19 protein-coding genes and 1 pseudogene are annotated in these 20,888 nt (G+C 68.7%); 5 read left to right on the top strand and 15 right to left on the bottom strand.

The genetic code is table 11. The annotated features are described in order from the left end of the window. Positions 1-35 precede the first annotated feature (35 nt). The 7 genes from ACFY6S_RS03480 to ACFY6S_RS03450 all read right to left on the bottom strand — a co-directional run bounded on the left by ACFY6S_RS03480 (position 36) and on the right by ACFY6S_RS03450 (position 8,740). Positions 36-533, bottom strand: a complete 498-nt coding sequence (locus ACFY6S_RS03480) for an EF-hand domain-containing protein (protein ID WP_388822200.1) — start codon at positions 531-533, stop codon at positions 36-38. Between the two features lie 464 nt (positions 534-997). Further along, the gene (pabB, locus tag ACFY6S_RS03475) at positions 998-3,103 is read right to left on the bottom strand and encodes an aminodeoxychorismate synthase component I (RefSeq protein ID WP_388822197.1); all 2,106 of its coding nucleotides are present in this window, start codon (positions 3,101-3,103) and stop codon (positions 998-1,000) included. Positions 3,104-3,129: 26 nt separating this feature from the next. Continuing rightward, positions 3,130-4,152 (bottom strand): diiron oxygenase, encoded by a 1,023-nt coding sequence (locus tag ACFY6S_RS03470; protein ID WP_388822195.1) that lies wholly within the window; start codon positions 4,150-4,152, stop codon positions 3,130-3,132. Positions 4,153-4,477: 325 nt separating this feature from the next. Next, entirely contained in the window at positions 4,478-5,308 is an 831-nt protein-coding gene (locus ACFY6S_RS03465; RefSeq protein WP_388822192.1) for an arylamine N-acetyltransferase, read from the bottom strand. 14 nt (positions 5,309-5,322) lie between these two features. After that, a complete protein-coding gene (locus ACFY6S_RS03460) occupies positions 5,323-6,150 on the bottom strand; it encodes a 4-hydroxybenzoate octaprenyltransferase (protein ID WP_388822189.1) in 828 nt (275 codons plus the stop codon). 79 nt (positions 6,151-6,229) lie between these two features. Continuing rightward, the gene (locus ACFY6S_RS03455) at positions 6,230-7,384 is read right to left on the bottom strand and encodes a cytochrome P450 (RefSeq protein WP_388822186.1); all 1,155 of its coding nucleotides are present in this window, start codon (positions 7,382-7,384) and stop codon (positions 6,230-6,232) included. Between the two features lie 318 nt (positions 7,385-7,702). After that, on the bottom strand, positions 7,703-8,740 hold the full coding sequence (locus tag ACFY6S_RS03450; RefSeq protein WP_388822183.1) for a polyprenyl synthetase family protein: 1,038 nt from the start codon (positions 8,738-8,740) through the stop codon (positions 7,703-7,705). Between the two features lie 690 nt (positions 8,741-9,430). On the opposite strand from ACFY6S_RS03450, the gene ACFY6S_RS03445 reads away from it, so the two are divergent. Then, entirely contained in the window at positions 9,431-10,870 is a 1,440-nt protein-coding gene (locus ACFY6S_RS03445) for a cytochrome P450 (RefSeq protein WP_388822180.1), read from the top strand. A gap of 366 nt (positions 10,871-11,236) precedes the next feature. Here the strand turns inward: ACFY6S_RS03445 and ACFY6S_RS03440 are convergent, their stop codons facing one another. Next, entirely contained in the window at positions 11,237-12,070 is an 834-nt protein-coding gene (locus ACFY6S_RS03440) for a methyltransferase domain-containing protein (RefSeq protein ID WP_388822177.1), read from the bottom strand. A gap of 260 nt (positions 12,071-12,330) precedes the next feature. Beyond that, positions 12,331-13,242 carry an SAM-dependent methyltransferase gene (locus tag ACFY6S_RS03435; RefSeq protein WP_388822174.1) on the bottom strand — a complete coding sequence of 304 codons (912 nt, stop codon included), beginning with the start codon at positions 13,240-13,242 and terminating at the stop codon, positions 12,331-12,333. Positions 13,243-13,795: 553 nt separating this feature from the next. Here ACFY6S_RS03435 and ACFY6S_RS03430 point away from each other — a divergent pair. Then, a complete protein-coding gene (locus ACFY6S_RS03430; protein WP_388822171.1) occupies positions 13,796-14,284 on the top strand; it encodes a 1-deoxy-D-xylulose-5-phosphate synthase N-terminal domain-containing protein in 489 nt (162 codons plus the stop codon). Here ACFY6S_RS03430 and ACFY6S_RS03425 read toward each other — a convergent pair. Further along, positions 14,166-14,450: a LuxR C-terminal-related transcriptional regulator gene (locus ACFY6S_RS03425; RefSeq protein ID WP_388822168.1), complete on the bottom strand. Its 285-nt coding sequence runs from the start codon at positions 14,448-14,450 to the stop codon at positions 14,166-14,168. The genes ACFY6S_RS03430 and ACFY6S_RS03425 overlap by 119 nt on opposite strands. 60 nt (positions 14,451-14,510) lie before the next feature. Here ACFY6S_RS03425 and ACFY6S_RS03420 point away from each other — a divergent pair. After that, a pseudogene (locus ACFY6S_RS03420) lies at positions 14,511-15,196 on the top strand (transposase); the annotation flags it as partial. Here ACFY6S_RS03420 and ACFY6S_RS03415 read toward each other — a convergent pair. The 3 genes from ACFY6S_RS03415 to ACFY6S_RS03405 all read right to left on the bottom strand — a co-directional run bounded on the left by ACFY6S_RS03415 (position 15,165) and on the right by ACFY6S_RS03405 (position 16,883). Continuing rightward, positions 15,165-15,530: a hypothetical protein gene (locus ACFY6S_RS03415; protein WP_388822165.1), complete on the bottom strand. Its 366-nt coding sequence runs from the start codon at positions 15,528-15,530 to the stop codon at positions 15,165-15,167. The pseudogene ACFY6S_RS03420 and the gene ACFY6S_RS03415 sit on opposite strands and share 32 nt — an antisense overlap. A gap of 500 nt (positions 15,531-16,030) precedes the next feature. Further along, entirely contained in the window at positions 16,031-16,291 is a 261-nt protein-coding gene (locus tag ACFY6S_RS03410) for a polyprenyl synthetase family protein (RefSeq protein WP_388822163.1), read from the bottom strand. 406 nt (positions 16,292-16,697) lie between these two features. Then, entirely contained in the window at positions 16,698-16,883 is a 186-nt protein-coding gene (locus ACFY6S_RS03405) for a hypothetical protein (protein WP_388822160.1), read from the bottom strand. Positions 16,884-17,433: 550 nt separating this feature from the next. Here ACFY6S_RS03405 and ACFY6S_RS03400 point away from each other — a divergent pair. Next, positions 17,434-18,036, top strand: a complete 603-nt coding sequence (locus ACFY6S_RS03400; protein ID WP_388822157.1) for a peptidase inhibitor family I36 protein — start codon at positions 17,434-17,436, stop codon at positions 18,034-18,036. 450 nt (positions 18,037-18,486) lie between these two features. On the opposite strand, the gene ACFY6S_RS03395 is transcribed toward ACFY6S_RS03400, so the two are convergent. Continuing rightward, the gene (locus ACFY6S_RS03395; protein ID WP_388822154.1) at positions 18,487-19,350 is read right to left on the bottom strand and encodes a hypothetical protein; all 864 of its coding nucleotides are present in this window, start codon (positions 19,348-19,350) and stop codon (positions 18,487-18,489) included. Positions 19,351-19,408: 58 nt separating this feature from the next. Further along, entirely contained in the window at positions 19,409-20,113 is a 705-nt protein-coding gene (locus ACFY6S_RS03390) for a GntR family transcriptional regulator (protein WP_388822151.1), read from the bottom strand. A gap of 148 nt (positions 20,114-20,261) precedes the next feature. Between ACFY6S_RS03390 and ACFY6S_RS03385 the strand changes: the two genes are divergently transcribed. Next, entirely contained in the window at positions 20,262-20,801 is a 540-nt protein-coding gene (locus ACFY6S_RS03385) for a YbhB/YbcL family Raf kinase inhibitor-like protein (protein WP_388822148.1), read from the top strand. The last annotated feature ends 87 nt before the right edge of the window (positions 20,802-20,888 follow it).

Below are 20,888 nucleotides of genomic sequence, written 5' to 3'. Positions count from 1 at the left end.
GAAGGTCCTTCAGGGCCCCGTCACGCGCTCGCGCCCTACGCGGGAACGGCAGCGAGGAGCCAGAACGCCGGGGCCCCGTCCGGGGCGGTGAAGAAGGCGTGAGCCGCCACCTGGATGTCGTCGCGAGTGAGGAATCCGTCGTGGTCGCGGTCGAGCATCGCGAACTCGCGGTCGGCGACGTCGACGCTGGCCCCCTGGGCCTTCAGGTACGCCTCGAAGCCGGCCTTGTCGACCTTGCCGGACTTGTCGGTGTCCATGACGACGAACAGCGTGGAGGCGAAATCGCGGACGTACGTGGGAAGGGTCTCGGGAGTCGTCCCGGCCAACGACTTGTCCACGCAGGCGGCCAGTTCATCCAGGCTCGCCCTGCTGTCCTTGTTCCGGTCGGCGTCCTGGATGAAGCCCCGGACCAACTGCCCGGTGCTCCGGGCCAGGTCCGACCGCTGGTCACCCGTGCCCCTTGCGAGGATTCCCAGGTCGGCCGGATCGATGTTGCCGTCGTGGTTCTTATCGAGCCGCATGAACAGGCTCATGGCCCTCTCCTTAGTACGCGCCCATGGTCGTGCTCCTTGAGTGTGAAGGGTGCTGCTGCCGGTCTTCCTGACGAACGTAGCCCGGCGGGCATGGGCGCTTCGGGAGCACAGCCGTATTCCCCCGATCGGGTGGACGGGTGACGCTCTGCGGGGCCGGGTCCGGAGGGGGATGGATCCTGCCTGGCCTTCAGGGGCAACGAGGATGACCTCTTGTGCCTGACCAAGGCCATCGATTGATCGTTCTCAGTGCCAATCGCTGTACCAGTCCCGAGGCTGTACTCGCAGGGCGTGGTCAGCGGACCGGCAGAGCCTGGCGTGCCGTAGGCATCTCGGCTGCCACGGACCCGTGCAGAGGCCCGAACCTCAAACACGGCCTAGGGTCGACCGGGCGTTGTAGCCGCAGGTCAAAAGCGTCCGCGCGCGAGCACCGACCGCTCCCGGTGCCGGCGCGCGGCCGGTGCGCGTCACCGCCCGCCGGTCTCCCCGTGCGCGAACGTCTCCTTCGGCAGCGCGCGCAGTGTGGTCCGGGCCTTGAGGAGCATTTCCTCGTACTCGGCCTCCGGGTCGGAGTCGAGGACGATGGCGCCGCCCGCGCCGATGGTCAGTTCGCCGTCGTGGCGGACGGCGGTGCGGATGGTGATGCTCAGGTCCGCCGTGCCCGTGTAGCCGACGAAGCCGATGGCGCCGGAGTAGACGCCGCGGGCCTCGCCCTCCAGGTCGTCGATGATCTCCATGGTGCGCAGTTTCGGCGCCCCCGTCATGGACCCGCCGGGGAAGCAGGCCCGGACCGCGTCCACGGCGGAACTGCCCTCGCGCAGGGTGCCGGTGACGGTGGAGACGAGCTGGTGCACGGTGGCGTACGACTCCACCGCCATGAGCGAGGGGACGGTGACGGTGCCGATCTCGCAGATCTGCCCGAGGTCGTTGCGGAGCAGGTCCACGATCATCAGGTTCTCGGCGCGCGTCTTGGGGTCCGTGCGCAGGGCGTGGCGCGTCGCCTCGTCGGTGGCCGGGTCCTGGTGTCGGGGCGCCGTGCCCTTGATCGGCTTCGCCTCCACCGTACGGGCGGCGTCCACCTTGAGGAACCGCTCGGGCGAGGAGCTGAACACCGCGAGGTCGCCGAGGCGCAGCAGCGCCGCGTAGGGGGCGGGGTTGAGCCGCCGCAGGCGCCGGTAGTAGGCGAAGTCGTCGGCCGGGGCGGGCAGATGCAGATTGGTGGTGAGGCAGATCTCGTAGCTCACGCCCTCGCGCAGCCTGCGGTCGCACTCCTGGATGTCCGCCAGGTACCGCGCGCGCGGGCGGGCCAGCCACGCCGAGGGGTCGTGCTGTTCGGGGGACGGCGGGGCGGAGGCGTCCGCGTGCGCCGCGGGGAGTTCGGCCAGGACGGGGAGGACCGTTCCGATCCACTTCCGCGCGGCGTCGGAGTCCTGCCCCTCGCAGACGGCGACGACGTACGTGCGGTTCTCGGCGTGGTCCACGGCGACGAAGCGGTCCGCCTGGAGCCACACCGCGTCCGGGGTCCTCGACCGGTGGGCGCGCCGCCCGCCGAGGTCGGCCTTCAGCTCGTAGCCGAAGTAGCCGACGTAACCGCCGGTGAAGTCGAAGGGCAGTTCCCCGGCGCCGTCGACCACACGGCCGGTGCGGCGGTCGAGCGCGTCGAAGACGCTGCCGTCCTCCCGGCGCGAGGCGCCGTCGGGGTGGTCCACGACGGTGTGCCCGTCCTCGACGCGGTAGGTCAGCATCTCCGCGCTCGGCTCCTCGGCGGCGCCGAAGAACGAGAAGCGGGCCAGACCGGGTTCCACGTGCGAGCTGTCGAGCCAGAAGGCGCGGGTGCTCGTCCCGTACAGCGCCAGGTACGCGGCCTCCGCGTCCACGGCCCGGTCCAGGACGTCGTACTCAGCGCGCAGCCGCGGCAGTGACGCGTCCGACGCCGCGACCGGTACGGGCCCGGCGCCGGCCCGGCCCGCGTACGGACCCGTGCCGCTGTCGCGCCCGGCCAGCGCCTGGTCCCGGAAGTTGGCCACGAGGCGGGCGCCGTGCTCCGTACAGATCGACTCCGGGTGGAACTGCACGCCCCACCACGGCCGTTCGCGGTGGGCCAGGCCCATGACCACGCCGTCCTCGGCGCGCGCGGTGACCTCCAGATCCGCGGGCACGGGTTCGGCGACGCTCAGCGAGTGGTAGCGCACGGCGGTGAAGTCCTGCGGGATGCCGGCGAAGAGACCCGTACCGCTGTGCCGGATCGTGGACAGGTAGCCGTGCCGGGGCTCCGGCGCGGGTGCGACCGTCGCGCCCGCCAGCAGACCCACGCCCTGGTGCCCCAGGCACACCCCCAGGACTGGCAGCCCGGAGTTCTCCAGGACGTCGCGGGAGCGGCCGAAGTCGCGGGGGAGCGCCGGGTGGCCGGGGCCCGGGGAGATGACAGCGGCGTCGAAGCCGTGCGGGTCGAACCGGTCCCAGTCCTCGGCGTTGTTGTGTACGACGACGGGGGTGACGCCGTACACCTTCGCCAGCAACTGGTACAGGTTGTAGGTGTAGGAGTCGTAATTGTCGATGAGCAGGACGCGCATGGGTCAGCACCTAGGGTGGGTGGCCGTCAGGGGGCTTCGGTCGACACCGTTGTCCAGTCGAAGGGGAGGGAGTCCAGGACGTCCAGCTCCTGGCACAGTCGCCGCAACCCGCTGAAGTCCTGGAGGAGCCGCTTGCCGCCGGAGGCGCCGCCGATGTCTCGCAGCATCTCCTCGCACCCCGCCACACCGAGCAGGTCCAGGATCCTCGCCCAGGTCGTGAAGTCGTGGGCGGCGAACGCCTCCATCCCGTCGGCCAGCGCGGCGAGGAAGTGGTCGCGCTGCCCGGCGGAGAAGTGCTTCCACACCTCCTGGGCGAGAGTGTCGGCGATCGAGGCGTGGCAGTACTCGTCGCGGTTGTGCAGGACGGCCGTCATGCGGTTCACGGGCTGGATCTCGTGGTTCTCGGCGACGAGGTCCAGTTGGGCGTTGACCGAGATCTCCGCGACCGTGGTGAAGGCGAGCGACACCAGGGCCCGTTCCTCGTCCGTCCCGGCCGTGGCGAGCCGGTGCGCCTGCCTGCGCGCCTTGTACGCGAGGGGCAGCGCCGTCTCCGGCATCCGCCAGCCGCGCTTGCGGCGTGTCACGGCACTCGCGTTGAGGTGCATCAGCGTGTGGTACTGCTCGTCGACCATGGCCTGGGTGACCGCGAGGGTCATGGACTCGCTGTCGATGCCCGTGTCGAAGACGTCCCGCGCGACCAGGGCGAAGCCCGGGTTCACCACGTGCTGCTCGATGTCCATGATGTTCTTGTTGAACGAGATCCAGCCCCACGCGAGAATCCGCGCCTTCATCCCGTCGTCGAGCGCGAGGTAGGTGGGGTGCTCGCGGAAGGGCAGCAGGGCTTCGGGGAAGTCCGGCCGGTCGAGTTCGAAGACATCGTCCAGGTTCGGCTCCTCCTGCTTGACCGTGGCACGCCGGTGCCAGTTGCCCGCGAGCCTGCTGATGACGGCGTTCTCCACCGCGTCGTGCGGGTCGTGCTCCGGGAGCGACCGCAGCCGTCGTGCCACGGTGAACGCGCCGGGATCCGCCTCGTTGGGTATCTCGTTCATGGTGACCTCGGTCCAGGTCAGAGCCGTCCGGCGCGCAGGGCGCCGGCCTCGGTCCTGAGAGATTCGATCTCGTCCGGTTCCGGCGCGACGCCGAAGACCCTCTCCGGGGCGGAGCGGCCTCTTCCACACCGAGTTCGCGGTGTGCCGGCGCCACACCGGCCCGGATCGCGGTGCGTGTGTTCCCGATGGGCAGGTGCCGCGCCGCCGGCCGGGTGCGGCAGGAGGATCGGCCGGTGGCCGCAGGGCGAGCTGGGGTGGCTCGGACAGAAGCGGTCGACGCGCACGGAGTCTCCGGGACAGCGGTTGTCCGGCAGCGCGGTACGCATCACGGACCGTCCAGGAATTTCCGCAGCGTCTGGACGTCGTCCGGTTCCAAGGTGATCCCGAAGATCTCCTCGGGAGCGGAGAGCAGCTCGTCCTTGTCGAGTTCCCGGAAGGCCGCCGGCCTCCCGGGACGTATCTCCGTGAGAGTGCGGCCGGCGAGGAGATGCCTCACTTCGGGCTGTGTGCGCTGGAGGACCATCTGGTGGTTGAACGGCGAACGCGGATGCGTGAGGCAGAAGTGGTTGAGGAGCTCGAAGTCCGAGGGATAGCGCACGTCCGTGGTGAAGCCGTAGAGCTCGGCCGGCCCCTCCGGCCGCAGGAACCGCAGCACGTGTTCACCGGTCGGCTCCCGTACGAGATCGAACGACCAGTCGCCGTCCAGCCGCGCGTTCTCCGCGAGCCGGATCGGCTCGTGCGGTCCGTAGGCACCGAAACTCACGTCGTGGAGCCAGCGTTCGCCGTCGAGCTCCACGCACAGGGCCATGTGCAGGGCCGGCCCGAACCTGTTCCCGGTGCGGATCCGCGTCCGGCCGGCGAGCGCCGTGAACGTGAATCCGATGCGGTCGAGCACGGCCGCCATCAGCACGACCTGTTCCAGACACCAGCCGCCGCGGCCCTGTCGTACGAGCTTGTCCTGGACGCTGTCCAGGTCGAGCGGTATCGCCGTGCGGCCGAGCAGCGCGTCGAGGTTGTCGAAGGCGATCGCGTCGACGTGGGCGGTGTGCAGGCCGCGCAGTGTGGCGAGGTCCGCGGCCACGTCGCCCCGGTAGCCCACGCGGGTCAGGTAGGCGTCCAGGTCGACGCCACCGCCCTGCCACATCGAATCCGTCATGCGTAGCCCACCCTTCATGTGAACTGCCCGGCGACCGTGGCCGCGAGAATGAGCCAGCCGAAGTAGGTGTTGGAGACGAAGGTGTCCCAGCACGACTTCGGGTCGTCCAGGTCCACACGTACGATCAGGTAGGAAAGAAAGATTCCGGCGAGCGCGACGATCAGGTAGAACGCCCACCCCATCGACGTCTGGGAACCGGCCCACAGCACACCGCCGACACTGAGCACGGTGAAGACCGCCAGCCACGCCTTGGTGGCCCCGCCGAACAGCAGAGCGGAAGACTTGACACCGATGTGGCGGTCGTACTCCTTGTCCTGATGGGAGTAGATCGCGTCGTGAATCATGGTCCAGAAGGCCCCACCGGCGTACAGGCCGTACACCGCGAGCGGATAGTCGGCGCTTCCGGTCGCCGCTGTCCAGCCGATCAGCGCGTAGACGCTCATCACCAGCGCCAGGAACGCCGAGGGCCAGAAGAAGATGCGCTTCATGTAGGGGTACGCGACGATCAGCGGGTACGACGCCGCGGCGACCACGGACGTCTCCACGTTCACCACCGCCAGGACCAGCAGCGCGACCACGGCCTGGGCGGCGGCGAACAGGAGTGCGTTCCTGACGCTGACCGTCCCCGACGCGACAGGACGCGACACGGTGCGGGCGACTCGGGCGTCGACCTCCCTGTCGATCACGTCGTTGACCGCGCAGGCGGCGCCGCGTACCAGCACCGCGGCGATGGCGAGAAGCACCACCGCCAGCGGGTCCGGTCGTCGATCGGAGGCGAGGACGACAGCCCACAGTCCCGGGAGCAGGTAGAGCACGTATCCCGTGGGCCTGTCCAGCCGCATCAACAGGAGATACGCGCGGACTGACGTGGGGCTTTTGGTGACTACGCCGGTAGATATCTCGTGCAGCATCAGGATCCAATCACCATGTCACCGGAAGTTGGATCAACCCGCCGATCAGCGTGTTGAGGCGCAGCCTCAGCTCGTCCACACCGACAGCCAGACGCAGGGTCGGGAATCGCGCGACCAGCTGGGTGAGCACCACCTGTAGCTGCATCCGCGCCAGCGTCGCGCCGACACAGTGGTACGCACCGTGCCCGAACACGAGACTGCCCGTGGTGTCGCGAGTGACATCGATGCGGTCGGGGCAGGCGAAGGCGGGTTCGTCGTGGTTGGCCGCGATGATGTTCAGCATCACGAAGTCGCCGGCCCGGATGGTGACCCCGTCGATCTCGAAGTCCGTCAGCGCGTAACGGGGCATGCCGCCGTTGTGCGGATTCGGCATCGACATCCGCAGGGTCTCCTCGACCGCGCCGGGGATGAGACCCGGGTCGCGCAGCAGCGCCTGCCACTGCTCGGGGTTGGCCAGCAACAGCGACACACAGGTGCCGATCCGGGCCACCGTGGTCTCGTAACCACCGAACAGCAACAACGCCGTCAGTCCGATGACCTCGTTGTCGTTGATCCCCTCGCTCGCGCAGATCCTGGAGATCGCGTCATCGCCCGGGTTTCGCCTCTTGTCGGCGACGAGTTGCTTGCAATAGGCGAACAGCTCAGCCAGCCCCTGCTTGGACCTGACCGGGTCCCCGACGCCGGCGGCGTCCTGGGTCCAGCCGCCGAACCGGTCCTTGTCCTCCTGGGGCACGCCCAGCCACTCGCACATCACCTGGATCGGCAGCGACAGCGCCAACGCCTCGCGCAGGTCCACCGGTTGCCTCTGGTCGGCCATTTTGTCCAGGAGCCGCCCGGTCACCTCTTCGACGTAGGGCCGCAGCGCCAGCATCCGCTCGGGCGAGAAGTGCGGCTCCAGCAGCGCCCGCAACCGGGCGTGGTCGGTGGCGAAGTCGCCCAGCAGGCCGGCGAGAATCGCGGAACCGCTGTCCTTCGCCGCGGCCTGCGGATCGGGATTCGAGCGGCTGAGCCGGTCGTCGTCGAGCAACTTCCGCACCCAGGCATGACCGGTGACCAGCCACGCCTCGTCGCCCTCGGCAGTACGAACCCGATGGACCGCGCCCCGGGACTGGAGCGTGCGCAGCCCCGGCGCGAGGTGCAGCACATTCGTCTGCTCGAAAGGCAATTGAGCTGGGGTACTCACTGACGGCCTCCGCCGGAATCGAGGTTCGGACCACCGTGTCGAGGACGGTCATGACGTACGGGAGCCCGTCGTCCCGGTGTCCGCCGGGGAACGAGGTGGGCGGACCCGCCGGCCCGCCTCCACGCGGTGGACGGACAGCCGTCCGGCGACAGGTTGACCGGGTTTCGGGTCCGGGGCACGCGGTGGGCCCGCTCCCCGCACTCGAACTCGCCGTGGATGACGGGCGGGGCCGGGTTGTTGTGCGCCCTAGCCATGATCATGTACTCCGATCCAGATGTCGGCCCTGCCGGGAGTCACGGGTCATGCCGTGCGATTGACGATGCGGTCGAACAACGCGGTCAGTTCGGTGGAAGCGGCCGGGGACAGCTCGGCTCGTCCGAGGTGCTCCAGAGCCGAGTCCAGATGGCTGCGGGACAGCTGCTCGGCGGTGTGCCGTCCGCCGGATTCCTCGACGAGGTCGGCCATCTCCCGCAGGTGCGCCGCCGTGGTGCCGTCGGCTTCCCACAAGCGGCGCAGTCGTTCGCCGGCCGGGCTGTCGGCGGACAAGGCCGCCAGCACCGGAAAAGTCGGGTTGCGCCGCAGGATGTCGCCGCGGACGGGCTTGCCGGTCACCGCCGGGTCGCCCCAGATGTCCTCGACGTCGTTGAAGATCTGGAAAGCGAGGCCCAGATGCCTTCCCGCGCCGCGCAGAGCGGTCAGGACGTGCTCCGGTTTTCCCGCCCGCAGCGCGGGCGTCACCAGTGCGCACTCCAGCAGCGCCGATGTCTTCTCCTCCACGATGCGGTCGTATTCCGGGATACCGGTGCCCGGACCCAGCCGGACGGTCAACTCGCGGGCCTGGCCCGCGAGAACGAGACCGAGGGCTTCGGCGAACACGCTGGAGATCTCCGCACGGCCGGGACCGGGGTCGTCGACGACCAGCTGCGTGGCAAGAGCCTGCAAGGCGTCGCCGGCCAGGATGGCGAGGCTGGAACCGAACACCTTCCACGCGGCGGGCCGGCCGCGACGCAGTTCGTCCGCGTCGATGATGTCGTCGTGGATCAGGGTCGAGTTGTGCAGCAATTCCAGAGCCGCCGCCTGGCACCGCACGTCCTCCGGTCGCAGGCCGACTCCCTCGGCCGCCGCCGTCATGAGGGCGGCGCGAGTCAGCTTGCCACCCTCCTCACCGTCGGGGTCGCCGTGTTCGTCGATGAAGCCGAGGTGGTAGGAGCAGACCCGGGCCAGGGTCGGCTCCAGCGCGGAGACCCGCCGCCGCATCACGGGCGATACCGTGGATCGCGCCGTCTGCTGCGACAGAAAGGCGCGGGGCCTGGTCGACGAGGTGTCGAGTGCGCTCATCGGGATTCTCCTCCGGTCGCGCGCCTTCCCTGTTCCTGGTCAGAAGCTACACGCATGGGGTTCGCGAATTGCACACTGAAAATCGCTGTGCCGGATATGTTGCTCATATATTTCTCAGCCTTTGTCCCACCGCGTCGTGCGGTGAAACCTCGGCGAACTGTTGGTGGATGAACGCTTTCCTGAAGCTCAGAATCACCCGGCATCACCACAGGTCAATACGTAGGCGGCTTCCGTGTCTACGCGCAGTGCGAACCCAAGGTGGTGCGCCGGAATTTGCGTGATCGTTCTGACCGCCATCCTGGTGGGCGGCCCTGGGCGTGTCAACGATTCGACGTGCGCATCTTCCGGTTTAGGAAAAACCCCAAAGAAGGCGGCGGGGGACTGGATTTGGGACTACTCTGCGGATTGGTGGTCGCTGGGCGGTGCCCGAGGCGGTACTTCGCGTACGGCTGTCGAGCCGGCGTCCAACGGCGAACAGGACTTCCCGGGACTCGGTTTCCACCGACTGGCGTGGATGCCCTGTTCGGCGACGCGGGCCAGGCGCTCCGAGGCGGACGTCGTGGCGCGGAACGGAGTGGGGACGAGTGGCGGTGAGCGGGTCTTGCCGGCCTGAGGGCTGTCCTCTCCGCGTGCGGCATCCCTCCGCGAGAGCAGTGGACCGCAGGCGCGCGCGGGCCGGACGCGCTCGACATGGTCGCCGAGGCGCAAGCGCTGGACCTCCCCCCCCCCGACGCACCGCGCGGACGCGACGGCGAAGCACTGCCGATTTTCGGCCGGGACGGCCACGCCGAGGTCGCTGAACAGCTTCCGTGCCGAGCGGCATCACACCACGTCACTGATCATTGCCGGGAATGGCTCACAGAAAGCTTGAGAGGCGGAATGGCCATGTCTGTTGATTCGGGGCAATTGCATGAGGACAGGTCGTTCGATCCATATGGCGCGCATCGCGACGACCCGTATTCCTTTCTGGCCGGCATCGGAGACAAAGAACCGGTGTTCTACGCCCCTCTGCTCGACGCGTGGTGCCTCACCCGGCGCGAGGACATGATTGCCGTACTGCGGGACGACCGGAACTTCACGGCGCGCGACCACAATCCCCGCTCCGCGATCGAGTTGCCCGAGGACGTGAGTCGGATGCTGCGCACATGGCGCGGTACCGATGCTCTGGCTGTCGGCTCCCTCGACCCTCCCGAGCACACCAGGATCAGGGAAGTGCTCAATGTCGGGTTCACACCGGCCAGGGTCAGAGCGTTCGAACCCACGATCCGCGCGATCGCCACCGATCTCGCCGAGCGGGTCGCGGCCGCGGAGGAGTTCGACTTCATCACCGAGTTCGCGGTTCCGTACTCCCTGGAGGTGATCGGCCGGCGCCTCGGGATTCCGGACGAGTACCTCGACCGCTGCCGCACATGGTCCGAGCAACGCATCGAACTCATGATGGCGCGGGGCAACCCCGATCTCGACCGGCTGCGTGCATTCGCCCACGGCCTGATGGATTTCGGAGCGTTCGCCCGGTCACTCGTGCAGGAGCGGCTCACCTCGCCGCAGGACGACCTGATCAGTGAACTGCTCCACGAGGGCAAGGCCGGTCGCACGCTCACCGCCGACGAGGCTTCCGTCATGATCCCCACACTGATCTTCGCGGGACACATGACCTGTGCCGAGGCGCTTGGCACCGTCCTCTTCCAGCAGTTGCGGACACCCGGCGGCTGGGCCGAGGTGGTCGACGGGACGATCGCCGTACAGGACCTTGTCGAGGAGGGACTGCGGTTCGACAGTCCGCTGGCGGGCATGTACCGGACCGCGGTCCATGACGTCGTGGTCGGCGACGTCCACCTGGCCGCGGGGAGCCGACTGCTGCTGCTGTACGGGGCGGCCGGCCGGGCCGGCCAGACCTCCGGGTGTCCGGCCGCGTTCAGTCCGGGCAGTGGGTCCGCCTCGCATCTCGCGTTCGGACACGGCGTCCATTTCTGCCTGGGCGCCGGATTCGCCCGCGCGGAACTGGAGATCGCGATACAGGCCCTCGCCACCAGGATGCCGGGTCTGACCCTGGCACCAGGGCCGCTGCCGCATCACCGGCCGGTGTTTCCGCTTCGGGCGTTGACCGAGTTGCGGGTACGGCAGCGGTGAAACGCGGACAGGCGTGCGGTCGTCTCCACTGATGCGTCGGTAACCGACATGCGCAACCGCCGTTGTGACGGCTCGTCAGATCAACTGGCGGGCCGTTTCGGTTTGTCGGACTGAAGACAAGCCTGGGGCTGACCACGCCCGCATGAGGCGGGGCGAGTGCGGCAGGACTGGAGACCAACGAGGCCCCCGAGCAGCGTGATGGAGATGTCGGACATCTCGATCAACGGCTCGGGGGCCTCGCTCGTCGCGCCTTGCCGACCGTCACTTGACCGGTGGCCGGCTCGAAGAAGCTCACCTGTTCAGGAAGCGTCAGGAAAGTACCTCGATCTCGGCCCTACGTCATGAGATCGGGGACAGCGCTCGCGGTCAGGCGCCGCGGACCGCGGTCAGGAAGAGATAGCCGCTCTCCGGGATGGACCCGAGCTTGCGCATGAAGTCGAGGAGCGAGGTGGCCTGTTCCTCGCCGACCAGGTCGGCCAGCTTGTCGTGGACGGTCTCCACGGCGTCGGCCATGAGGCCCAGGGTGCGGATGACGTTGTCCGTGATGTCGGTGATCTCCACGTCGACGAAACCGTTGTCGGCCAGCGCCGTCCGGTATTCATCCACCGTGCCCAGGGCGCGTACCCCGTAGTGCTCGACGACGTGATCCAGGACCTCGCGCCCCTCGGGGGTGATCGGGTCGCGCTGGATGACGTCGGCGATGGCGAGGCGGCCGCCGGGGCGCAGGACGCGGGCGGCCTCGGAGAGCACCTGGCTGCGGTCTGGCATGTGCCACATCGACTCGAACGCCCAGGCCGCGTCGAACGAGCCGTCGGGGAAGGGCATGTCCATCGCGTCCCCGAACTGGAACGTGGCCCGGTCGGAGAGCCCGGCCTCGGCCGCGAGTTTCGTGGCGTCCTCCACCTGGATCCGGCTGATGGTGATGCCCACCACGTCCACGTCGGACGTGCGGACGAGCCGCTGTGCGGGGTAGCCGATGCCGCAGCCGATGTCCAGGACCCGCTGGCCGGGCTGCGCGGCGAGACCTGAGATCATCAGGTCGGTCAGGCGGTCCGTGGCGACTTCGACGGAGCTGTCGTCGGCGTCGTTCTCCCAGTAGCCGTAGTGGATATTGGGGCCCCAGGCGGAACCGTAGATCCGGCCGAACCCGTCGTACACGTTGAGGACATCGCGGTGAGCGGGAGACTGTTCGAGCGTCATGAGGAACTCCGTATCGTCGTGAAGGTGGCGGGCGGCCGGCGGTGTTTCAGCTCTGCCGGCGATGAACCCGCGAATGTTCCTGCCGGTACGCCACCGCGGGTCCTGCCCGTCGTCCCCAGGGCTCTGGTGGTGCGGCGTTACGCGCAGCCCTACCGGCCGGCCGCCGTTTACCTCGACGGTCGACCACCGCGTAAACCATCAGGTGTCGCGAGGGCTCCCGGCTTGCGTGCGGATTTTCGGCTTCTTTTCCCGTTCCTTGCTTACTTCAGCTCGAAGCGCAGGAAACCCAGCCGTACGCCGCCGGCCTGCCATTCGGTGCCGAGCGCCTGGTTCGCCAGCAGAGATATCCTCATCTGCCTGCGCTCGACCGGTGAGAGGCTGCTGTCAGTGTCCAGCACCGCCTTCGTCCAGGCGGCACTCTCATCCCAGAACGGCGCGGTTTCTGCCGTGGCGTCGACGTCATCGACCAACTCGAAACCCGCGGCCTCCGCGGCCTTGACGTAGTCGAGCACCGAGGCTGGTTTCGTATAGAAGTATTCGGCCCACACATCGGCCCCATGAGGGCGTGTGATGAACACTTCCTCGATGCACACACTCGCGCCCGGACGAAGCGCGCGCGCCAGCCGCTCGAACCACAGCGGACGGTCGAAATATCCACTGCTCTCGATTGCCACTGCCGCGTCATAAGGGCCGCCGTCCAAGGGCAGACGCTTCGCGTCGCTGACCACCGCGCGGACCCTCCCGTCCACACCGAGTTCCCGCGCGAACCCTTCGACCACCGGCGCGTGTTCCGGCGCGTTGGTGACCGCCGTGACGTCGGCGCCGTACTCCTGCGCCCAGAAGAGCGAGCCCCCGCCGAGACCGCAGCCGACATCCAGGATCCTGCCCGACAGCCGCTGTTCGGCGTCCCAGAGCTTGGCCGCGTACCGCAGCAAATCCTCCTGATGACGCCGAATGCTGCCGCGAATGTCATCCGGCGTCACATCGTCAGCACGCAGCGGCGCTTCGGCGGAAGGATAGTGACCTACATGATAGTGAATCCTGGGCCCGGGACCGTATTTGCGAACAAGTTTGGCCGTTTTGCCGTCGTAGTATTGGCCAACTATTTTCACCTCATCATCAGGGTCCAGCACTGCTTGAGGTGAACTTGAAAGCTCATCCAGATTCGACACGGGTCACTCCTCCAGAGCTGGGATGCCGACGACGTGGGCGAATGGCTGCTTTGAACGTTACGCTGCGCTCGCCGCGACTTCGGCGAGGACACCTGGTGCGGCAAGGATCGCCGGACCGGATTCCATGTTCATCAACTGTGCCAGCACTTTTCGCATGTGCAGGAGCCACCCGGAAGTGAGGCAAGCAGGCGATCCATGAAGCCGCCTTCACGATCCGGAATCCTGAGTGATACCGAAATCGAGTGGCAGTCAATGGATTCCATCCTGGAGGGCAGCCCTGGTCGTGTCAACGATGTGGCGTGCGCATCCTCCGGTTTAGGAAAAACCCCAAAGAAGACGGCGCAGGACCGGATTTGGGACTACTCTGCGGATTGGTGGCCGCTGGGCGGCGGCCAAGACCGTACTTCGAGTGCGGCTGTCAGGCCGGCGTCCAACGGCGGATAAGAGTTCCCGAGCAGGACTCGGTTTCCATGGAGCGGCGTGGATGCCCTGTTCGGCGACGCGGGCCGGGCATTCCAACGCGGATGTCCTGACACGGAACGGAGTGGGATGAGTGGCGCTGAGCAGGTCTTGCCGGCCGAACCGCGGAGTTTCTGTGCCGGTGTACGCCGGGCGATTGCTGTGGTGCACCGGGCATTACTCCTGCGTGCGCCAGACCCTCGCGGGCCGCCAGGCCGGATTCGACCGGCTGCCCAAGTCGGGCGGGGTCTCCGGTTACCCGAACCGGGAGGAGTCCGCTCACGACCCGATCGAAAACGCGCACGTGTCCGCCGCGCTCTCCTGCGCGGACGGACGGGCCGGAGCGGACGACCACCTCGGCCGACGCGACAGCCCACTGCGCGAGTCGGCATCCCGAGGCGGTTCCTCGGCGACGGCCGGTCATACACGGTCGCGCGGAATGCGATCTCACCAACCTCCAGGTGTCAATCCACACTTTCGACCGCGATGCGCGGGGGCCACGCGTCTGTTCGCAGAATCTGGAGGACGAACGCCCTCGAAACCAACGCGACACGATTCGGTGCCTGAAGCTTGTCGGACATGACGCGGACGTGGTAATCGATGGTCTTCGAACTGAGGTACAACTCCCTCGAAAGCCGTCCGCTGGAGAAGCCGGCCGCGACGCCCTCCAGGATCCTGACCTGGATCGAGCTGGGAACCCAGTCACCGACCTGCTGGGACACTTCGCAGGCATTCTGATCAATACCCATGGCACCCATCCATTCCGTACGCCCAGCTGAGCCGTGTGCTTCGGATGATCTGATCGTTGGCTGATACGTGTTGTTGAGTGGTGTCCCGTGGCGAGGGTCGAGCCGTTGTCGCCGGACCGGACACCGAAGCGGGCAGGCCGGTGGCGTGGTCACCGGCAGGTGATCGACGCGAGCGCGTTCCAGTACCGCGCGCAGACTCCATGGATGGACCTGGCCGCGCGAGGTGGGCCGTGGAGAGCGCGCCACAACCGGCTGCGGAAGTGGGCCGCCTATGGGACCCGGAAGAAGGTCCCCGCCGCCCAGCTCGCCCAACCCGACACCGAGAACGCCCTCGACCGCACCGCCGTCCGCCCGCGCTCGTCAGCACGCATGGGCGGCGCGCGATGGCGCACCCGCATGGCGCGAGGTCGTGGTCCCCGGCCGATCGGTCGGCCCAGGACCACACCGGACGAGGTCGGCGGCGACAGCGCGTACTCGTCCCGGTCGACCCGCGAGCAGCTGCGGCGGCGCGGTATCCGGGCGGTGATCCCGCAGCCGGCCGATCAGACCGCCACCGGGGGCGTCTCGGCAGGCATGGCGGCAGACCTCCGGCCTTCGACCGTGACACCTACAAGCGGCGCACCACCGTCGAGAGCTGCGTCAACAGGCTCAAGCCGTGGCACGGTCCGGTCACCCGCTACGAGAAGACCTCCGCCGACTACCTCGCCGCCACCTTCATCTGGTCCACGCGGCGATCCGGGAGAAACGGCCGATTGGCCACCCCGGGCGGGGCACCCGCGCGAACTTCGCGAAGACACGGGCGTCGGAGGAGAGCGGAGCGAGCTCGCGCGGGACCGGCTCGAACCGCTCGTTCTCCATGGGGCCCGTCCGGGCGAGGACGGCCATCTCCCGCTCGGCCTCGGGGACTTCGCGCGCGGATTGGTCGAGGCCGTCCCCGGCGTAGGGGTGGTACACCCCGTCCTCCTCGCCCGGCGGGAGGTCGGTCGGGTCCGGGGGCCTGGTCGCGTAGTGGGCCTGCGCGCGGCGCTCGAACGCGGAGCGGATGACAGGGGGAGCGGGGCTGTCGTCAGTAGGGAGCATTGTGGGGGGCTACTCCTAGCGAGATGTCGCGCGTGCGGGTGGTGCGGTCATGCCGTGCGATGGACGATGTGGTCGAACAGGATGGGTGGTCGCGGTGGTCGGGCGGTCACGGCGGTCACGGCGGGGGAAAGTCCCGCCTGCGCCAGGTGTTTGACCGCCGTGGTCAGGTGGTGCCGGACAGTTCCTCGGCTGTTCGGCGGCCACCGGCTTCCTCGATGGAAGGGCCGGTGTGGACAGCTGTGCCTCGGCGGCGCCCTCGGCCTCCCCCTGCCGGCCCGGCCGGCTGGGGCGGGGTGGGTGAGGTCGCGGGGCTTGAGGTCTCCCGGGGTGGGCGATGCGCGGGTGCCGGGCCGCGCCGTGCGAGGTGGCCCGGCGCGCTCATGAGCGTCGTGCACCAGGGCGAACGACGGGACGATTTCCTTGGTTTCCGGGGGCGGAGTCGTCCACGACCGGTTCCAGGGCGGCCCCCTGGAGTGTGTTTCCGGTGTGAATCGCCGGACTCAGGCCGAATGCCGTGCGCGCGGCCTGCCCCGCCGCGGGTGGCCGGAATCCGCGATGTCGTCGTGGAGCAGCGCCGCGTTGTGCGGCGTTTCGACCGCCGCCCGTACCCGTACGTCCCCGGGGCGTATCCCGAATCCGTCCGCGACGGCCATCGTGAGGCTCGCGCGGGTCGGTTTCCTGGTGTCGGTTCTGCCGCGTTCTCCGCTTTCGCCGATGAAACCGATGGGGTAACCGCGCATGGGGGCCAGGCCCGGCTTCATCGCCGAAACGTTCCTTCCGGGGAACGGCGCCACCGCGGCGCGTGCTGTATCAGGTGATGTCAGGGCACGCGATCCGGTGGGCGAAGCGATGTCTGTGCTCATTGCTTTTCTTCTCCAGCCGCGCGAGTGGACCACATGGCATTCGCTGACGGAAGCGTCAAACAGTCGTCAATGTGATGAACATTTGGCGAGCGCGTCATGACACTTCTTCACCTCCCGCCCGCTTCGCCGTGCAGCGGAATTCCGCTGCGCGGAGGTGCGGGCAGTTCCTGGGCGCCTGGCATCATCGCAGGTCATCCGGGTTTCTTTCCGGAATTCGGCTAGCTGCCGGAATCAGCCCTACTGGATGTGAGTCTCTGTGACCTCTCCCAGTCGTGTCAACGACTTGCGGCCAGCCTGGCGGGTTTCATGCTCGGCAATCGGGCGTGCGGCCGCAGGTGCGGATGACGCTGAATTCCTGCCCGATGATCATGGTTTGGCCTGCCTTGGGTGTTTTAGGGCTCATGTAATTTTCCATCCAGGATTCGCCGGGACGCCTCGGTGAGCCTTCTGGATAGGTGACCTGCGCAATGCCGAGTTTGACCAGGACCACCGGTCCTCTTCCGTCGCCATGGCGGGTACGTGTGAGGTGGGGGCCATTCGGGCGGGAAGCGGGCTGATGGCATCCGTATTCGGGCATCTTTCGTGTCTGAAAGACAGGGCTTCTCTTCCGGCGGTGGCCGGAATTGTGTGTCGGGCCCGCTTCTGCTCGACGCCACCTTCGCCGGTGTCTCTTTCGCGGGAGTGAACCCGCGTTCGCCTCGGTGAGCAGGCCGGTCACGGCGGTGACGGGCACGGTGTTCGGCGGCGTCGTGCCGGGGGTCCTGACGGCGCTGTGCGTGGGCCGTGGTCGACGGCCCGGTGCTGCGGCCACGGCTTCCGCGAAGGGGGGCGGCAGGAGATCTTTTCCTGCTGAACGGCCGGTCCGGTCAAGGGGGTTGTCCAGCGTCTGTTTGTTCAGTACCGCGGGCCGATCGTGAACATTTTTCCGCCGCTATATCTGGTTGCCGTACAGCGGAGGTGCGGGAGCGGCGGCGGTCGGCCAACGGCCCTCGTTCTTCGGGCACCACCGAAGTCACCTGCGACAGAAAGGCTGTCCCGCAATGAACCATCAGCCATTCACTCCCCTCGCACTGAAGCGTCGGGTCACCACACTGGCGGTGACCCTCCTCGTGATCGCGGCCACGGTGAGCACGGCCGGAGCCTCCGCCGAGACCGCCGGCACCGCCGGTGGCCACCCCATCCCCGAGGCGCAGGCGAAAAGCCTCGGCCTGACCGCCAAGCAGGCCGAGGCGCTTCGGTCCGAGGTCACTTCCCGCCTGGCGGAATCGGGCGGGACGCAGACCGGCGTCAACAAGATCCGTCTGGATTCCGGAGCCGTCATGCTCCTCGCCGTCCCCGGGGAGGAGCGCGCCCGCGACCTCGACTCGGAGGCAGGGAAGCGGGGCGCCGCGTACGTCTGTTCGTACGGTCACATGTGCGCGTACAGCGGGGTGAACTTCACCGGCAGTGTCATCGACATGTACCGGTGTCAGGACTACCCCATTTCGTGGGTCGGGCGCGGGTCGTGGGACAACAACCAGATCTCCGGGACCCGGGCGAAGTTCAAGGATGCCAACGGAGCCGTCGGCTGGACCTCACCCGGCGCCCATTCGACGGACGCCAACGCGGACTGGACCTGGGTCTACTGGGTCCGTAACTGCTGAGAGCGATCCGGCGCGCCGAACCGGTGAAAGCGGCCACGGGTGCCACCTCTGTTGCGGAGGTGGCACCCGTGGCGTCCTCGCCGACCGGACATGAGCATCCCCACCACGGGCGGGCTCTCCCCGGGACCACCCATCCTCTCGGCCTCGTCCGGATGCCGAACCCCGAGCCCACTGCCGAGGAGCGCTCATCAGCGGCACCTCTACCAGGGCACCAGCCCATCTTGGTGGTTGAGGAACTTCGGGCCGGGGCATCGTCACATTCCGGCGGTCAGGTCCGGGCCCGGGCGTCTGTGCACGTCCGTTTCGAACCGCCGGCACCGGGTCCCCGTGCGCCCGGAACAGCGGGGAACCCGCTGTTCAGCTGGGACGTGGCGCACGGGACCGTAAGCAGGACAAGCAGGACAGGACAAGCAGGATGGGACGGCAGCGGCCGGCGCCGGGCTCCTGCCTTCAGCCCTTGCCGAAGTGCACCGAGGGGAAGGCCCCCGCTGCTCTGAGGATTGCGCTGAAGCCGCCGGCCAGTTCGGTGAGGCGCGCGGTGGCGGCCGGGCCGAGGTGGTCGTACGGAGCGGTGTCGAGGCGGTCGGTGAGCGCCTCGGCCTCACCGCGCAGGGCCGTGCCCGGCTCCGTCAGGTCCCCCGCCCCGTCCAGCAGGCCGCGCTCGCGCAACCGGTCCCGGGCGGCGGCCCACTGCTGCGCGGACCATCCGCGAGTCCGCATGAACAGTGCCGAAGTCGGCGCGGTGCCCGTGGCGTTGTGCAGGACCAGCGCCTCGATGCCGGAGAGGCCGACTGTCGCCAGGGCGACGAGGTGACCGTCACCCCGGTGCTCGCGCAGCAGCGTCGCGGCGTGCCACAGGGCCAGGTGCGGTTCCTCGGGTACGGGGAGATCGGCGTTGGCGGCGTACAGCGGCCGGCCTTCGCGGCAGCACGCCTCGGTGGCGCGCAGTGCCAGCTCGGCCGTCTCGGCCATCTCCTTCGATGTGACGGCCTCCTTTCCGAGCAGCCGCCGCAGTGTGCCGTCCGCGCCGCGCAGCCGGGCCGTGAGAGTGGCCTCCGGTGTGGTGATCGCCCACGCGGCGGGGATGTACCGCCGCACATGCTCGTGGTGGAAGTTGTGGAACGTCGCTGTGACGGTGCCCGCGCCGACGGCCCCGAGCGGGGCCGCGCGGCCGGCGAGGTAGGACATGGTTCCGCGCTCCAGCCCGATTGCCGCGAATTCCTCCTCGGGCTCCGGCGCGAAGTACACGGACGAGTGCAGGGGGCTGACGGCGTTGTGGCAGTGGCGGCCTGCGCCGGCCTCGAAGATGGTCATGCGGTGGCTCCGGTGTCTGTGATCAGGTGTGGTCGTGCGGTCGGGTGGGCGAGGCGCATCAGGCTTCGTCCGTGGGTTCGTGGCGGGAGCGGTCGGTCAGTCCGGCCGCGGTCCGGGTGAGGTGCTGGGTCAGCACCTCGGCCGCGGTGTCGGCGTCACGGGCCAGCGCCGCTTCCTCCAGACGGAGGTGTTCCGCGGTGCCGTCCCGGTCGGGGTTGCGCTGTGCCGACCAGCGGCGGGCGAGCTCGCTCGCGGTCCACATCCGGTCGAAGGTCTCCAGCAGGACGGGGTTGCCGCAGCCCTCCAGCAGGGTGCGGTGGAAGACCCGGTGGGCTTCGGCCCACGCGCCGCTGTAGTGCTCGCCTTCCTCCAGCACATGAGCGGGGGTGCGGGCCAGCCGGTGGTGGGCGGCGCGTACGCGGGCCTCCCAGTCGACGTCGCCGCGTTCGACGGACATGCGCAACATGGCCGGTTCGATGGTCCGGCGGGCCTCGGCGACCTCCTGCCAGCGGCGGTCGGAGAAGGCCGGGACGGCGAAGCCGCGGTTGGGCAGCCGGTCGGCGAGGCCCTCGCCGACCACCCGCACAAGTGCCTCGCGGACGACGGCCAGGCTCACGCCCTGCTCTTTGGCGAGGTCCTGGGGTTTGAGGGCGTCACCGGGGGCGTAATCCCCGCGCATGATCGCGTCCCGCAGGTGTGCGTAGACCTGCTCGGAGAGCATCCGCTTTCCCGCCGAGGGTGAGGTGTGGGTCGTCTGGGTCATGGTTACACAATAGACGATCGTTTGGATAATCGATTACTGATGTTATGGTCGATCCAGTGAACAGCGGGCGGCGGCGCTCGGGCCACACTGCGGGCCCCGCCGACCGCGTCACCACCACCCCACAGCACGGCATGAGAGGAAAGACGCGATGAGCGCCAACGACCCCTTCGCCCGCCTCCCCGAGGCGGCCACCTTCACCGTGGTCAGCACCACCATCAGCGACGGCGCCGCCTGGTCGCCCGAGCAGCTCTCCGGCATCTCCGGCGTCCCCGGCGGGAAGGACATCTCCCCGCAGCTGTCCTGGAGCGGCGCCCCGGAAGGCACCAAGAGCTACGCCGTCACCGTCTACGACCCCGACGCCCCCACCGGGTCCGGGTTCTGGCACTGGGCGGTCGCCGACATCCCCGCCACCGTCACCGAACTGCCCGAGGGGGCCGGTGACGACGCGGGATCGGGCCTGCCCGAAGGCGCTTTCCAGCTGCCCAACGACGCCCGCGCGGCACGCTTCATCGGCGCCGCCCCGCCGGCCGGGCACGGCCCGCACCGCTACTTCACCGTGGTGCACGCCCTCGACGTCGAGACCATCGGCGTCCCGGTCGACGCCACCCCGGCCGCCCTCGGCTTCACCATGGCCGGCCACATCCTCGGCCGAGCGGTCCTGACCGCCACCGCCGAGACCGCCGCCTGACGAACGGCGGCGGGGCCGTGGCGCCGCGGAGTCCGGCGTCCCCTGCCGAAAGGGACGCCGGGCGCGGCGGCCGGAGCCGGAGGCCCG

The organism is Streptomyces sp. NPDC012835, from assembly GCF_042900885.1.
Lineage (GTDB): Bacteria > Actinomycetota > Actinomycetes > Streptomycetales > Streptomycetaceae > Streptomyces.
Note: the sequence above shows the minus strand (reverse complement) of the source record. Positions and strands in the feature narration are given on the sequence as shown.